Consider the following 15,439-nt stretch of genomic DNA (forward strand, 5'->3'; position numbering starts at 1 on the left):
GCCTAACCCAACAATCCCATTTCCTGGGCCCGTGCCACTGCCTGGGTGCGCCGTTCCACTCCCAGCTTGCTGTTGATATGGCTGGCGTGGGTTTTCACGGTGTGCAGGGAGATGAACAGCTGATTGCTGATTTCCTGGTTCGAGCAGCCTTGGGCAATCAGGTGCAGCACCGCCAGCTCGCGGGTGCTCAGGGTCTCAAGGGTGTGGGGGTTTTCAATCACCGCCACTTGCGGCAAGAGTGCCAGCAGGCTCTGGTTCAGCAGGCCATGGGGATCGCGCGAAAGCTGCTCCCGTGTCCAGTCCGGATACCGCTCCAGCAGGCGCTGGAAAGGTTGCATCGCGCCACCGGCCGCGGCTTCAAGCGCCCGGACGAACACCGCACGGGCCAGCGTTTCCTGGCCACCGTCCAGCAATAGCAATGCCTGCTGGGTCAACGCCATGAGACTGATCATCTGCCGGCCGCTGTTATGGGCCTGGCGAGCCAGCTCGTCGAGCCGTTGCAGCGAGGCCGCCGGTTGATGACGGATGGCTTCAAGCGCCGCCTGCTGCAGCTCGATATGTTGCGGCAGGTGCGGGTGAAACTCCGGCGCGGCAGCAGCGTGTTCGCCGTTATAGGTTTGCCCCAGGCGCGTCAGCCAGGCGTCGGCCAAGTCGGTGCGGCCCTGGGCCAGCCACAGCTCGCATTTGACCAGGGTGATCATCGCCAGGTAGAAAATCGGCGGCACGTCCCAGATGTGCATCAAGCGCTCAGCCTCGGCCAGCTCGGCAAAGGCCATGGGGAAATCGCCACGGCGCCCTTCGAAGCTGGCGATCACGCAATGGCCGATCAGCACGCTGATATCCCGGCAGGCCCGCGCCTCGGTCAACCCGGCGCGCAGGCGAGCCAGCCCGGCCTCGGGCTGGCAGCGCATCAGCAGCAGGTAACCTTCATACAACGCCAGGCGGGCACGCACGGCGTACAGCCTTTGCGGCGCCAGGCCTTGCAAGCGTTGCAGGCCCTGGCGCACTTCATCCAGGGAACGCAGGATCTCGCCGCGGGCCTGCAGCACCCGTGCGCGGTCGTAATGGGCCAATGCCTCGAACAACGGATTGCCGACCCGCTGCGCCAGTTCCAGGGATTCGCGATTCAGGCCACGGGCGCGCCACAGGTCGGCATCGACGATGGCCAGGTTGGACAGGGTCGACAGGCACATCAACCGCTGGCCATAACGCTTGTGGGGCAGGCTTTCCAGGGCTTCGCTGCAATACAACTGGGTCCGCTCTCGATCGCCACGGCCCCGGGCGATGATCCCGCTGAGGGCCAGCCACTGGGCCAGCATCGACTTTTGCGCGGTGGCCGAAGGCGCCGGCAAGAATCGGCTGAGGTGGCTGGCCAGTTCCTGCGCAGCGTCCAGTTGGCAGGCAAGCCCCAAGGCCCAGCTGTAGAGCACGATCAGGCGTGGCGTGCTCATCAACAGGCTGTCGGGCAAGTCCATTTTCCAGCGCAGCAGCATGCCGACGTTTTGCTCCGCCAGCAGCTGTTCTTCGGAAAGGTTCTGTACCAGGTTTGCCGCCACATCCAGGTGGCCCGCACGCAGCGCCTGCTCCACCGCCTCGTCGATCAAGCCCTGAGCATTGAACCAGCGGCAGGCCCGCAGGTGCAGGCTGGCCGCCGGCAATACGGCATTGCTCGCACGACGGGTGCGCAGCAGGTCGGAAAACAGATGGTGATAACGGTACCAATGGCCCTGCTCATCCAGCGGCACCAGGAATACCTGATGGGCTTGCAGGTAGCGCAGGATTTCCGTGCTGTCGTGGGCTTCGCGCACGGCGTCGCACAGTTCGCTGCAAAAGCGCTCCTGGGAGGCGGTGTCGTAGAGAAACGCCTGGACTTCAGGGGGCAGGCAGTCGATGACCTCTTCCAAAAGGTAATCGCGGATCAGCCCTTCCCCGCCGTGCAAACCCTGGGGCAACGTGCCTTCGCTGCCGGCCTCGGAAGCCGCCAGCAGCCAGAAACGCAGGCCAGCCACCCAGCCTTCACTGCGCCGGATCAGGTTATCCAGGGCTTCGCCACGCAGTGAACTGCTGTGGCGGTCCAGCAGGGCCAGGGATTCGCCGTGGGTCAGGCGCAAATCCTGCTCGTGCAGTTCCAGCAAATGCCGGGACAAGCGCAGGCGCGCCAGGTGCCAGTCCGGGCGCTGGCGGCTGGTGACCAGCACCAGCAGGCCGTCGGGCAGATGATTGAGGAAAAATTGCAGGCAGCGATCGAGTACCGGGCCTTGCGCCAGATGATAGTCGTCCAGCACCAGCAACAGCGGCGACTGGGTGGACAGGTGCACCGTCAGTTCATCCAGCAGGCCGTCGAGCCACTCTTCAAACGCAAAGGGTTGATGCCGCTGGCGCATTTTCAGCAAGCCCAGGGACTGGGCGCCCAACTGCGGAAAGTATTGCTGCAAGCCGTCGAGCAGGCGCTCAAGGAAACGTCCCGGATCGTTATCGCGGGGGCTGAGCCCCAACCACAGGCTTTGCCAGTGGGCCGGCAGGCTCTGGCAGAACTCCACCGCCAGCGAACTCTTGCCGAACCCGGCCGGCGCGCTGACCAGCAACAGACGCCCGGCCAACCCTTCACTCAGCCGTTCGCACAGGCGCGGTCGCAACACATAGCCGTCAGGCAGTGGGGGTCGATAGAAGCGACCTTCCAGGGTCGGAATTACCGCGCTGGCAGGCCCTTGAATTCGGGACAGATCAGTCATCGCCGGGCTCTTGTAGAAGGCTGTTGTCGGCATTGCAGATGTCCGCAGACTAGCGGTAAAAGCGGCAGCTTTGTAGATCTTTGCAACAAATGTCTGAAAAAGACTACAACAAAAAATATCCGGCGGACCTGGCTCAAATATTCCAAACGCCCCAAATAAAAGGTGGGAGCCGGGCTTGCCCGCGATGGCGGTGTGTCAGTCGATACATCCGTTGACTGACACACCGCCATCGCGGGCAAGCCCGGCTCCCACATTCGAGGATGCGGCCTCGTTTACAGCACGTTAGCGAACACCATCCTGGCGCAGGGCCGCCGGGGTGAAGTCGCTGGTGGTGGCGGTGAAGCCGAAGTCATAGGCCTGTTTCTCTTCGTTCTTCATGCCCAGTGCCAGGTAGCGGCCGGACTGCAGGTCGTAGAGGGTTTCGAGGGCGTACCACGGTACTTGCTTGTCGTAGTAGTTCTCGGCATGGGCTTCAGCCACGCGCCACAGTTGGCCACGACCGTCGTAGTGGTCGATGACCGCGGCTTGCCAGGTGTCTTCGTCGATGAAGAAGTCACGCTTGGCGTAGATGTGGCGCTGGCCTTCCTTCAGGGTTGCAACCACATGCCACACACGACGCAGCTCATAGCGAGCCAGGTCCTGGTTGATGTGGCCGGCCTTGATGATGTCGACATACTTGAGCTTCGGATCATCGAGCTTGTAGCTGTTTTCGGCGATGTACAGTTCCTTCTTGCCTTCCAGTTTCCAGTCGTAGCGGTCCGGTGCACCGTTGAACATGTCGAGGTTGTCGGAGGTACGCAGGCCGTCGGCGGCGGTACCCGGGCCGTCATACGACACTTGCGGCGCCCGGCGCACACGGCGCTGGCCGGCGTTGTAAACCCACGCCGAACGAGGTTCTTTCACCTGGTCGAGGGTTTCGTGCACCAGCAGCACACCCCCGGCCAGACGTGCCGGCGCGGTCACTTGCTGTTTGAAGTAGAACAGGATGTTGCCCGGGTTTTTCGGGTCGTAGTCCTTCATCTTGTCGCGGAACACGAACTGGTCGCGGAAGTACACCAGGCTGAACGAGCCGTTGGTCTGCGGCGTGGCCTGGGTCACCAGGCGGGTCACGCTGCCGCCGCGATAGCGGGTGATGTGGTTCCAGATGACTTCCACGCCGCTTTTCGGAATCGGGAACGGTACGGCGGTTTCGAAGTTCTCCAGGCCGTTGCCGCCGGACACCAGGTTGGTGTTGGTGGCGTTTTTCTTGATGGCGGCAAACACATCAGCCGGCACGGTGGCGCCGCGATGGGTCGGGTAGACCGGCATCTTGAAGGTGTCCGGGTAGCGCTTGAACATCGCGTACTGCCCCGGGGCCAGTTTGTCCTTGTACTGCTCGACGTTCTGCGCGGTGATGGTGAACTGCGGTTGTTCACTGGCGTACGGGTTGGCCAGGAAGCCACGGGCATCCACGGCTCCGGCGTTGGTTGGCAATGGCGACCATTTAGGGATGGTGCCGGCCGCGTTGCCGGCCATTTCAGCGCCCATCGGGGTCAGGGTCGTACCGAGTTTGGCGGCTTCATCCGCCGAGACTGCCGCCATGACGCTGCTCGCCATGATCGACAGCCCCAGCACACCCACCTGCAACAGATTTTTAGTTATTTTCATGTTCTGGTTCTTCCTTAAAACATACTGCTTAAAGAGAGTGTGCTTAGAAGTTCACGCCAACGCTTAAGGCTACAAAGTCGCGGTCGTCCACGGTGCTGAAGTCACCACCGAAGAAGTTGGTGTAGTTCAGACTCGCGGTGTAGGTGTTCTGGTATTCAGCATCCAGTCCGAGGCTGACCGCCTTGCGGCCTTCCTCGAAGTTGCCGCCAGGGCCAGGTGAGTAACCTTTGACGTCATGGGACCAGGCGACGTTGGGCTTGAGGTTTACACCGGCAAAGACGTCCGGGTATTCCCAGATCGCCCGGCCGCGGTAGCCCCAGGAAGTCGCCGTGGTGAAGCCGTCATTGTTGCAATTGGTATTCAGGCCATTGGCGTTAGGCAGGCCAGCGCCCTGGGCAGTGGAGTTGTTGAGCGCAGGGCACGCGCCGTTAGGCAGAGTACCTGGGCCGAACACCGGATCACGTCCATAGCGAACTTTGGACTTGCTCTCCAAACCACCTACATAGGTCATGCCGACTTCGCCCACCAGCGTCAGGCGGCTGGCGCCCATGACCTGGTCGAAGAAGTGGGTGAACGTGGTTTGCAGTTGGGTGATTTCTTTGCGGCGGTAGCCATCCAGGTCCTGCCCCGGAACCCCTTTCAACAGCGAGGCGTTGCCCAGCAGCGGCCCGCCCAAAGGCACCACGCCGGCATACAGGATGTCGGTAGAGTTCAACTGCACCGGCGCATTCGGCCGATAGCTCAATTCACCGCTCCACGCCGTACCGGTAGGCAAGGTGGTGGAGAAACTCAAACCGTAGAGACGAATGTCTTCAGGGTAATCAATAAAGTAGTTGGAGTTCCCCGCCACAACCAACGGCGCAAGCGCACCAAAAGGTCCTAGCCCACCCGCCCTGATGCCGTCATAAACCGACTGCGGAGCACCATGTGCACTGAATATCGGTGCACGGCTGTGATAGTTCATGAAATACGCGCCGAACTCGGTATCAAGCGGCTCAAAGTTGTAGTGCAGGGCCACACCAAACTGGCCGCTATCCCGTGCATTGTCGTTCGGTCCACGGCGTACCAGTACACCCTCGTTGTTTACATCTACCCCGTTTCTTGCGAGCAGCGGCAACGTGAGCCCTGGAACCGGAATCGTCGAGCGCTTGTTCAGCACCCGCAAGTTGTCGTTACAGCCGGTGGTAACAATGTCTGGCTGCGAGAAAAATGTGCCGCAGTTGTCCGTAACGGTCTTGTCCCAACCAATCTGATAAAAGCCTTCGGCCGACAGGTTGTCGGTCAAGGTCTGAGACAGGTAGAACATGTTGACCGGAATCAGGCCTTCCTTGATCTCGGCCCCCGGGCGACGGAACGCGGCCACGTCGATCGGGTTGATGGCGTTGATACCGCCACCAATGAAGGTGCTCTCGCCCCAGCTCACGACCTGCTTGCCCAACCGCACGGAACCCGGCTCATCGCCAATCGCGTAGTTGTGGTAGACGAAGGCGTCGAGAATCTGCCCGCCGGAGGAGCGGGCGCCTGTCGGGCGGTTGTTGTCGCTGATGTTCTTGAAGTCGAGGTCGTCGTCTTTGAGCTTGAAGTCATACCAGTACTTGCCCCGGACAAACACGCCGGTGTCGCCGTATTTCAACTCGAGGTCATGGATACCCTTGAAGATCTTCGAGAAGGAGTCGCCCTTGTCGAAGTTCAGGTGACCGTCATCAGAGGTTTGCGACAACCCCTTGCCGCCGTTGTTGACGCCAATCAGGTCTTTGTTGCGACCCGCCGTCGACCAACTGGCCCCGACCGACAGGGACGAGTCAAAGCTGCCTTCGATTTCACCGATGTTGAAACTGACGCCGAATGCAGGCCCGGCGAGCGTAGAGGCGAGGCTGACGGCCAAAGGCAGTTTCGCCCGGCGCCAGAACTGGTGTGCTGAGATCATCGACGCTACTCCATGTGCATTATTGTTATGGCAGTGAGTCGTTTCTAAGGGCTTGTAACGGCCGGAATACAACGATTCCAATGCCGGGTGAACACATGAACCCGCCAGGCTCACAGCACCGCACCTTGAAAAACTCTGGGATGGACTATAGCCAGCAGGGGGTACCGCTTGATCCCTCTAAAGTGTGATTTGCATCACCAACCCGTCTGCCACAGTCCTTTCGCCATGCTGGCGAAGGCCAGCGCGAGAAGGATGGCTGAAAATTGGCAAATCACAAGTGAAGGCTTGAACTAGAGCGCTGCCGTGCCCGAGAGGGCACGGCAAGCGGCGTCAGAGTGTCGAAAGGAAGGTGCTGTTGTTGGCCTGCCATTCAATGATGTCGACACGGATACGTTTTTTGTCGAGCTTGCCGACGCTGGTCTTGGGAATTTCCGTAACAACGGCGATCTGGCTTGGAATCGCCCATTTGCTCAAGTGGCCCAGTTCCACGAACGGCTTGAGATGCTCCTTCAGCTCCTTGGCCCCTATCACATGGCCATCACGCACCACCAGCAATGCAAACGGGCGCTCGCCCCACTGCGGATCGGCAATCCCCACCACCGCTACTTCGCGTACCGCCGGGTGGCGGCTGACTAGGTCTTCCAGCGCCAGGGAGGATATCCACTCGCCGCCGGTCTTGATCACGTCCTTGATGCGGTCGCGGATATCGATCACGCCAAAGGCGTCGAGGGTGGCCACGTCACCGGTGTGCATCCAGCCGCCCGCCCACAGCTCCGCGCCCTTTTCGGGCTCGTTGAAATAGCCTTCGCTGAGCCACGGGGCACGCAGTACCAACTCGCCCTGGGACTCACCGTCGGCCGGCAGGAAGTTGCCGTCGCCGTCGATGATCGCCGCCTCCACCAACGGCCCGGGCACGCCGGCCTTGATGCGGTAGGTGGTGCGTTCGTCTTCGGTGCCGGCCATCAACTCTTCATTGAGGTGCGCGCAAGATACCAACGGCCCGGTCTCGGACATGCCGTACGCGGCCGTCAGCTGAATCCCGCGGGCCTTGGACGCTTCATACAGCGAACGATTGAGGGCGCTGCCGCCGATGACGATTTTCCAGCCTTTGAAATCCACGCCCTGGCCGGCCTTGGCGTTAAGCACCATCTGCAGGATGGTGGGCACGCAATGGGAGAACGTGACCTTCTCCTTGCGCCACAGCTCCACCAGGTATTCGGGGTCGTAGCGACCGGGATAGACCTGCTTCAGGCCAAGCATGGTAGCCACATACGGCAGGCCCCAGGCGTGCACATGGAACATCGGGGTGATCGGCATGTAGACGTCGTTGGTGCCCAGCAGGCGCACGCTGTCGACGCTGCCCATGATGGTCGCCACACCCATGGTGTGCAGCACCAGTTGACGATGGGTGAAATACACGCCTTTGGGATTGCCCGTAGTGCCAGTGGTGTAGAAGGTGGTGGCGACGGAGTTTTCGTCGAAATCCTGGAAGTCATACCGCGGGCTTGCCGCCGCCAGTAACGTTTCGTACTCACCCACGAGGTTGGGCAGCTCGGCGGTTTTTTCCGCGCCGTCGGTCAGCAGCAGGGTTTTCTCGACGGTAGTCAGGTGGCCGGCGATGGCCTGGTAGAGGCCCACAAACTCACTGTTGACCAGCACAAAGCGGTCCTGGGCGTGGTTCATGGTGTAGAGAATCTGTTCCGGCGACAGGCGCACGTTGATGGTATGGATCACCGCGCCGATCATCGGGATGGCGAACATGCATTCCAGGTAACGATGGCTGTCCCAGTCCATCACGGCCACGGTATCACCGGCCTTGACCCCGGCTTCGGTCAGCACATTGGCCAGGCGGGCGACGCGCTCGATCAGGGTCGGATAGGTATAACGCAACTGGTCGCGGTAGACGATTTCCCGGGTCTTCTCGTAGCGTGTCCCGGACATCAACAGGCGTTTGATCAACAGCGGGTATTGGTAGGCGCCTTCGGCGGGCGGGATAACACGAGTCTGCAACATACGAATCCCTTATCTGACTGCACGGTCTTGGCTGAAACATCTGCACTGTAGAGCGCTTATGTTTCAGCCAAATCAGCCAAAGGAATGATTTGCAGAACCCAATGAATGCTAGCTTTGCGCCAGCATCCGGCTTATTTCATGCTGGTAAACGCCAACTTCACCCCGATAGCAATCAGCACCGCGCCCATGGTGCGGTCGAACCAGTGGCCCATGCGTGCAAAACCGGCGCGTACGCGCTGCTGGCTGAACAGCATGGCCACCAGGCAGAACCAGATCGCGGTAGCCACGGCCAGGTACACGCCGTAACCGGCCTGGACCGCCAGCGGCGTGTGGGGATTGATCACCACGGTAAACAGCGACAGGAAGAACAACGTGGCCTTGGGGTTCAAGCCGTTGGTGACAAATCCCGACGTAAAAGCGCCGCGCGCGGTGCGCTCGCCCACTTCAAGGTGCAGGTCTTCTTCACTGGCCGGCTTGGCCGGCTGGGCGCGCAAGGCCTTGAAGCCGATGTACAGCAGGTAGGCCGCCGCCGCCCACTTCAGCGCGTTGAACAACACGATGGACTGGGACACGATCAGGCCGATGCCCAGCAGCGAATACCCCACGTGCAGGAAAATCGCCGAGCCGACGCCCAGTGCCGTCCAGGTGCCGGCACGTCGGCCATGGGTCACGCTTTCACGCACCACCACGGCGAAATCCGGGCCAGGGCTGGCCACCGCCAACAGGTGAATCAGTGCCACGGTCAAGAACTCGGTGAGGTACATGCACACTCCAGGAAGTAACTGATTATTTCATCTGATAGGCTCGGCAGATTACGCCTTCGAACCTCGTCGCAAAAGGTACAGTTGATAATGAACAATCGTCGCGCCGTCTTCCTTGATCACCCTTCCCTGGACCTCGGGGACCTGGACCTCAGCGGGTTGCGGGCCACCTTCAGCGAACTGAGCCTGCACCAGCAGACCACCCCGCAGAACGTTGTAGAACGCCTGCAAGGCGCACAGGTGGCCATCAGCAACAAGATCGCGCTGAATGCAGAGACCCTGGCGGCCTGCCCCGAACTGAAGCTGATCCTGGTCACCGCCACCGGCACCAATAACGTCGACCTCGCCGCCGCCCGCGCCCACGGCGTTACCGTGAGCAATTGCCAGGGTTACGGCACGCCGTCGGTGGCGCAGCACACGATCATGCTGCTGCTCAACCTGGCGACACGCCTGAACGACTATCAGCGGGATGTAAACGCTGGGCTCTGGCAACAAGCCAAGCAGTTCTGCCTGCTGGACTATCCGATCGTCGAACTGGAAGGCAAAACCCTGGGCCTGCTGGGCCATGGGGAATTGGGCGGTGCCGTTGCGCGCCTGGCTGAAGCGTTTGGCATGCGGGTGATCCTCGGCGCCATCCCGGGACGCCCTGCCCGTGCCGATCGCGTGCCGCTGGACGAGTTGCTGGCGCAAGTCGACGCGCTGACCTTGCACTGCCCGCTCAACGAACACACCCGCGATTTTATCGGTGCCCGCGAACTGGCGCTGCTCAAGCCCGGCGCGTTTATCGTCAACACCGCCCGCGGTGGTTTGATCAACGAACAGGCACTGGCTGATGCCTTGCGCAGTGGTCATCTGGGCGGCGCGGCGACCGACGTATTGAGCGTGGAACCGCCGGTCAACGGCAACCCGCTGCTGGCCGGCGACATCCCGCGCCTGATCGTCACGCCACACAACGCCTGGGGCAGCCGCGAAGCGCGGCAGCGGATCGTCGGCCAATTGATCGAAAACGCCCAGGGCTTTTTCAGCGGCGCCCCGCTGCGGGTCGTCAGTTGATAAACTGCGCCCCTTTTCAAGGAGCAGACCATGGATCCGCGCAGTGAAGTACTGCTTCGTCAGGCCGAACTTTTTCAAGGCGACGTGCTGCTGGTGGGCTTGCCCGCCGACGACCTGCTGGGTCGCCTGCCCAATGCCCATGGCTGGAGCTGGCACGCCGGCGACCAGGCCGCACTGGACGCACGTTTTGCCGAGCGCAGCCAGTTCGGCGTGAACGTGCCCGAGCGTTCGTTCGAGACGGCGGTGGTGTTCCTGCCCAAGTCCAAGGACCTCACTGACTACCTGCTCAATGCCGTGGCGGCGCGCTTGCCCGGCAAAGAGCTGTACCTGGTGGGGGAAAAGAAAGGCGGCATCGAAAGCGCGGCCAAGCAACTGAACCCGTTCGGCAAACCGCGCAAGCTCGACAATGCGCGGCACTGCCAGCTGTGGCTGGTAACGGTGGCCAACGCCCCTGAACCGGTAGAGCTGGAAAGCCTGGCACAGGTGTTCGAGGTGCCGCTGGCCGAAGGGGCGATAAAAGTCGTGAGCCTGCCGGGCGTATTCAGTCACGGTCGGCTGGATCGCGGTACCGCACTGTTGCTGGAACATCTGGACAAGCTGCCGAGCGGCCACTTGCTGGATTTCGGCTGTGGGGCGGGTGTACTCGGAGCGGCGGTCAAGCGTCGTTATCCGCATAACACGGTCACGATGCTCGACGTGGATGCCTTTGCCGCCGCCAGCAGTCGCCTGACATTGGCCGCCAATGGTCTGGAAGCCGAGGTGTTGACCGGTGATGGCATCGACGCTGCGCCGATGAATCTGAATACAATTCTGAGCAACCCGCCGTTCCATGTCGGGGTGCACACCGATTATTTCGCCACGGAAAACTTGCTGCGAAAAGCAGCCAAACATCTGGCAAAAGGCGGCGAACTGCGCCTGGTTGCGAATAGCTTCCTGAAGTATCAACCGCTTATCGAAGAGCATCTGGGCGTGTGCGCAATCAAGGCAGAAGGCCAGGGTTTTCGCATTTACCGTGCCAAGCGCGGCTGAAATCTTTTTCCAAAAGAAGGCTTGCCGAATGGATTTTGCCTAGGCAGAATCCGCTCCGTCCTAGGGGAGTAGTCTCCCACGAGCGCCACGCTCGTCCGGCATACGTCAACATACTTGGTCAACAGGCCATGGCGTATGCGACCCAGGAGTCCGCACAGACGGACCGGGGTTTGACAAGACCTATGACACGAACACCTTACCCGGGGCGGGAAGGCTGTACGTGTCATAGCCGTGTCGACCCGCCCCTGGAACTTACCTGATGCTGGATTCTCTGCTCGTCCCTACCGCAATCGTTGCCTTGGCCGAAATTGGCGACAAGACGCAACTGCTCGCACTCATTCTCGCTGCACGCTTTCGCAAACCCTGGCCGATCATCGCCGGCATCGTTGCCGCGACCCTGGCCAACCATGCGGCGGCCGGTGCCGTGGGGGCCTGGTTCGGGAGTTTCTTCTCGGATGCGGTGTTGCACTGGATCCTCGCGGCGAGCTTCTGCGCCACGGCACTCTGGACCCTGGTACCCGACAAACTCGACGATGACGAAGCCAGTACTTCCCGCAAGTTCGGGCCGTTCCTGACCACGCTGATTGCGTTCTTCCTCGCGGAAATCGGCGACAAGACCCAGATCGCTACCGTGATGCTCGCGGCGCAATACCCGGAACTGTGGCTGGTGATTATCGGTACTACCTTAGGGATGTTGATTGCCAACGTACCGGTGGTGCTGGCGGGGAATTTTGCGGCGGACAAACTGCCGCTGACGCTGATTCGTCGCTTGGCGGCTACGGCGTTTTTCATCCTGGCAATCGTTGCGGTGTACAAGGCCATGCAGAGCAGTGGCTGGATCTAGACACGACCCCATGTGAGGGCTGGGCTTTTGTGGGAGCTGGCTTGCCTGCGATAGCATCACCTCGGTGCAACTGACACACCGAGGTGCCTGCATCGCGGGCAAGCCCGGCTCCCACACAGGCCGGGCTCCCACATTCAGATTTGCATTTCAGCCTTATAAATCAGGACTTTTTGGCCTGCTGATACAACGGCATCACCTTCGGAATCGCCGCCTGCAACGAGGCGATCCGGCTGTCGGAAGCCGGGTGAGTGCTCATGAACTCAGGTGGCGAGCCTTCCGAGGCCTTGGCCATTTTGTTCCACAGGGTAATCGCCGCGTTCGGGTTGTAACCCGCGCGTGCCGACAACTCCAGGCCGATCAGGTCCGCTTCGTTTTCATTGCTGCGGCTGTTGGGCAAGGTCATGCCGTAGTTGGCCACGGTATCGGCCAACGCCATGCTGTCCTGACCCAGGCCGAACAAGGCACCGGCCCCCTGCTTCGCCATCTCGATACCGTAAGCCTTGGACATGGCTTCGCGACCGTGCTCACGCAAGGCGTGGGCAATTTCATGGCCCATCACGGCGGCGAGTTCATCGTCGGTCAGCTTGAGGTTATCGATCAGCGCGCTGTACACGAAGATTTTGCCGCCAGGCCCGCAGTTGGCGTTCATCTCGTCACTTTTGATCAGGTTCACCTCCCACTTCCATTGCGCCGCATCCGGCCGGAAAGTAGGCGCCTGGGCGATCAAGCGGTTGGCAATCGCCTGCACGCGCTTGGCGTTGGCGCTGGTCTTGTCCACCAGGCCTTTGCCGCTGGCTTCACCCAAGGTCTGCTGGTAGGACTGCGCATACATCTGGTCGACTTCCTGGCTCGACAACATGCTGAACATGTACTGCTTGCGCTCAACCCCCACGGCGCCGCCGCTGGTGGTGTTGACCGACTGGCAACCGGCGAGCAATACCGCCGCGCCCAATGCACATACCGCTACTGTCTTTTTCATCAACCTGCTCCCTGAAAACATGGCGCGTATCGTAGTCGGCCAATTGTATCGACGCCAGATACAACAGACGTGTAGCCGCCTATTTTCAGATACATCCCACACTGCCGCAAAAAATTCATAAACCGCCGGCGACCTTTCCATTTGCGACATTCGCCGATCCGGCGCAGTCATTTTGAGGGTATGACCCTAATGCCTCCCCCGCTCGCGGCCGATATAAAAAAGCAGCCAACCTCCCCCTGCGCCCGGAGCCGTCATGAAGTTCAAGTCGATTCAATTTTCTGTCGCGGCACTGGCCGGGGCCATTGTCCTGAGCGTGGTCGCGGTGTTGGTGCTGTACGCCTTGTTCGCGGGAGCGCGCACCCAGGAGATGGTGCAGGAACGCACCCAGGGGCAATTCGAACAGATCATCGAACAACGCCTGACCGCGCTGGCGCAAACCCAGGCGACGCTGATCCAGCGTGAACTGGAAGCGCCGCTGGTAACGGCCAAGGGCCTGGCCACCGCCAACGCCCTGATGGGCATGAAAGACGCCAATGGCAACCCGCAACTGGCGGTCTCCCGGGAACAACTGATCAACCTGATCCACGAAACCGTGGTGCGCAACCCTAAGATTCTCGGTGCCTATATCGGCTGGGAAGCCAACGCCATCGACCACAACGACGCCGCCTATGTGAACAGCCCGGTAGTCGGCGTCGAAACCAACGGCCGCTTCCTGCCCTGGTGGTTCCGCAATGCCGACGGCAGCCTGGGCCTGGATAAACTTGCCGACGTGGCCGACCAGACCATCCTGTCCACCGGCGTGCGCGCCAGTGAGTACTACCTGTGCTCCAAGGAAAGCAAAAAGCCCTGCGCCATCGACCCGGCCCCCTACAAAGTGGGCAACGCGATGGTAATGCTCGCCTCGTTTATCGAACCGATCATGATCGACGGCACCTTCCAGGGCATCGTCGGTGCCGACCTGTCGGTGAACTTCATCCAGGAAATGCTCACCAAGGCTGATCAGAATTTGTACAACGGCGCCGGTGAACTGGCGCTGATTTCCAGCAACGGTCGCCTGGTGGCCTACACCCAGGACGCCAGCAAGCTGGGGGAAAAAGCCAGCGACCTGCTCGACAGCAACGAACTCGCCAACCTCAGCCAGCTGAAGGTCGGCGAAGTGCGCTACGACGTGGACAAGGAACACGGGCATATCGAGCTGTTCCTGCCGTTCAACATCGGCCAGACCGACGCCCGCTGGACCCTGATGCTGCAACTGCCCCTGAGCGCAGTCATGGCCGACTTGCAGGCCATGCAACACGACCTCGACGCCCAGCGCAAAACCGATATTTTCGGCATGGCCGTGGCCGGGCTGCTGATTGCCGGCATCGGCTTGCTGGTGATCTGGCTGGTGGGCCACGGCATCGCCCGGCCGCTCAAGCAAATGGTGGCGATGCTCAATGACATCGCCCAGGGCGAAGGCGACCTGACCCGGCGCCTGACCAGTGATCGCGCCGACGAACTGGGAGCGATTGCCAGTGGCTTCAATACATTCCTGGCCAAGTTGCAGGGGATGATCACCCAGGTGGTGAGTTCGGTGCAGAAGGTCAGCGACTCGTCGGAACACACCGCCGACATCGCGATTCGCACCAACCAGGGCGTGCACAAGCAAATGGTCGAGATCGACCAGGTGGCCACCGCCGTGCACGAGATGACGGCCACCGCCCAGGATGTGGCGCGCAATGCCACCCAGGCCGCCCAAGCCGCCAGCCACGCCGACCAGGCGGCGAGCCAGGGCATGCAGATCGTGCGCGACACCTCCACCTCCATCGGCGCCCTCGCCCAGGAAATCGGCAAGGCGGTCGGTGTGGTGCAGGCGCTGGCCAAGGACAGCGAGAACATCAACGCCATCCTCACGGCGATTCGCGGGATTGCCGAGCAGACCAACCTGCTGGCGCTCAACGCAGCCATCGAAGCGGCGCGGGCCGGTGAGCAGGGGCGTGGATTCGCGGTGGTGGCGGATGAGGTGCGCAACCTGGCGCAGAAGACTCAGAAGGCCACCGAAGAAATCCAGACCATGATCCAGCAACTGCAGCAAGGCACGCGCGACGTGGTGCGGGTGATGGAGGACAGCCAGAGCCGCACCGATGAAAGCGTGCAACACGCGGCCAAGGCGGCCCAGGCGCTGGAGACCATTACCCAGGCGGTGTCGCTGATCAACGACATGAACACCCAGATCGCCAGCGCCGCCGAGGAGCAGAGCGCGGTGGCCGAGGACATCAACCGTAACGTGATCAATATCGGGCAAGTGGCCAACGAAGTGGCGGGCGGGGCGGATGAGTCGAGCGCGGCCAGTGCGGACTTGACCAAGCTGGCGGAGCAGCAGCGGCGGTTGATCAATCAGTTCAAGGTCTGAGGTTATTGGGTGAAGTTCAGGGCCTCATCGCAGGCAAGCCAGCTCCCACACTTTGAATGTAT

At 61.2% G+C, this 15,439-nt stretch carries 10 protein-coding genes, 1 pseudogene and 1 riboswitch; of the genes and pseudogenes, 5 read left to right on the forward strand and 6 right to left on the reverse strand.

What is annotated here, in order from left to right:
• Positions 1-2: 2 nt before the first annotated feature.
• The 5 genes from M2400_RS09435 to M2400_RS09455 all read right to left on the reverse strand — a co-directional run bounded on the left by M2400_RS09435 (position 3) and on the right by M2400_RS09455 (position 9,083).
• On the reverse strand, positions 3-2,732 hold the full coding sequence (locus M2400_RS09435; RefSeq protein ID WP_259195833.1) for a LuxR C-terminal-related transcriptional regulator: 2,730 nt from the start codon (positions 2,730-2,732) through the stop codon (positions 3-5).
• 282 nt (positions 2,733-3,014) lie between these two features.
• On the reverse strand, positions 3,015-4,379 hold the full coding sequence (locus M2400_RS09440) for a DUF1329 domain-containing protein (RefSeq protein ID WP_177121596.1): 1,365 nt from the start codon (positions 4,377-4,379) through the stop codon (positions 3,015-3,017).
• Between the two features lie 43 nt (positions 4,380-4,422).
• A complete protein-coding gene (locus M2400_RS09445; RefSeq protein WP_259195834.1) occupies positions 4,423-6,306 on the reverse strand; it encodes a DUF1302 domain-containing protein in 1,884 nt (627 codons plus the stop codon).
• Between the two features lie 330 nt (positions 6,307-6,636).
• Positions 6,637-8,319 carry a fatty acid--CoA ligase gene (locus M2400_RS09450; RefSeq protein ID WP_177043463.1) on the reverse strand — a complete coding sequence of 561 codons (1,683 nt, stop codon included), beginning with the start codon at positions 8,317-8,319 and terminating at the stop codon, positions 6,637-6,639.
• 131 nt (positions 8,320-8,450) lie between these two features.
• Entirely contained in the window at positions 8,451-9,083 is a 633-nt protein-coding gene (locus tag M2400_RS09455; protein WP_076014406.1) for a LysE family translocator, read from the reverse strand.
• A gap of 87 nt (positions 9,084-9,170) precedes the next feature.
• On the opposite strand from M2400_RS09455, the gene M2400_RS09460 reads away from it, so the two are divergent.
• From M2400_RS09460 to M2400_RS09470, 3 genes are all read left to right on the forward strand, one after another.
• A complete protein-coding gene (locus M2400_RS09460; protein ID WP_405046167.1) occupies positions 9,171-10,133 on the forward strand; it encodes a 2-hydroxyacid dehydrogenase in 963 nt (320 codons plus the stop codon).
• A 30-nt stretch (positions 10,134-10,163) separates the two neighbouring features.
• Positions 10,164-11,162, forward strand: a complete 999-nt coding sequence (locus tag M2400_RS09465; RefSeq protein WP_259195836.1) for a class I SAM-dependent methyltransferase — start codon at positions 10,164-10,166, stop codon at positions 11,160-11,162.
• A 51-nt stretch (positions 11,163-11,213) separates the two neighbouring features.
• Positions 11,214-11,333, forward strand: a riboswitch (yybP-ykoY riboswitch).
• A gap of 88 nt (positions 11,334-11,421) precedes the next feature.
• A complete protein-coding gene (locus M2400_RS09470; protein WP_003216166.1) occupies positions 11,422-12,006 on the forward strand; it encodes a TMEM165/GDT1 family protein in 585 nt (194 codons plus the stop codon).
• Between the two features lie 160 nt (positions 12,007-12,166).
• On the opposite strand, the gene M2400_RS09475 is transcribed toward M2400_RS09470, so the two are convergent.
• Positions 12,167-12,985, reverse strand: a complete 819-nt coding sequence (locus M2400_RS09475; protein WP_177043461.1) for a M48 family metallopeptidase — start codon at positions 12,983-12,985, stop codon at positions 12,167-12,169.
• 1,333 nt (positions 12,986-14,318) lie between these two features.
• On the opposite strand from M2400_RS09475, the pseudogene M2400_RS33525 reads away from it, so the two are divergent.
• Positions 14,319-14,519: pseudogene (locus tag M2400_RS33525) on the forward strand (HAMP domain-containing protein); the annotation flags it as partial.
• 114 nt (positions 14,520-14,633) lie between these two features.
• Complete coding sequence (locus M2400_RS33530; RefSeq protein ID WP_405046169.1) at positions 14,634-15,377, forward strand: methyl-accepting chemotaxis protein; 744 nt, start codon at positions 14,634-14,636, stop codon at positions 15,375-15,377.
• Positions 15,378-15,439: the final 62 nt, after the last annotated feature.

It is taken from the genome of Pseudomonas sp. BIGb0558, assembly GCF_024807515.1.
GTDB lineage: Bacteria > Pseudomonadota > Gammaproteobacteria > Pseudomonadales > Pseudomonadaceae > Aquipseudomonas > Aquipseudomonas yamanorum_A.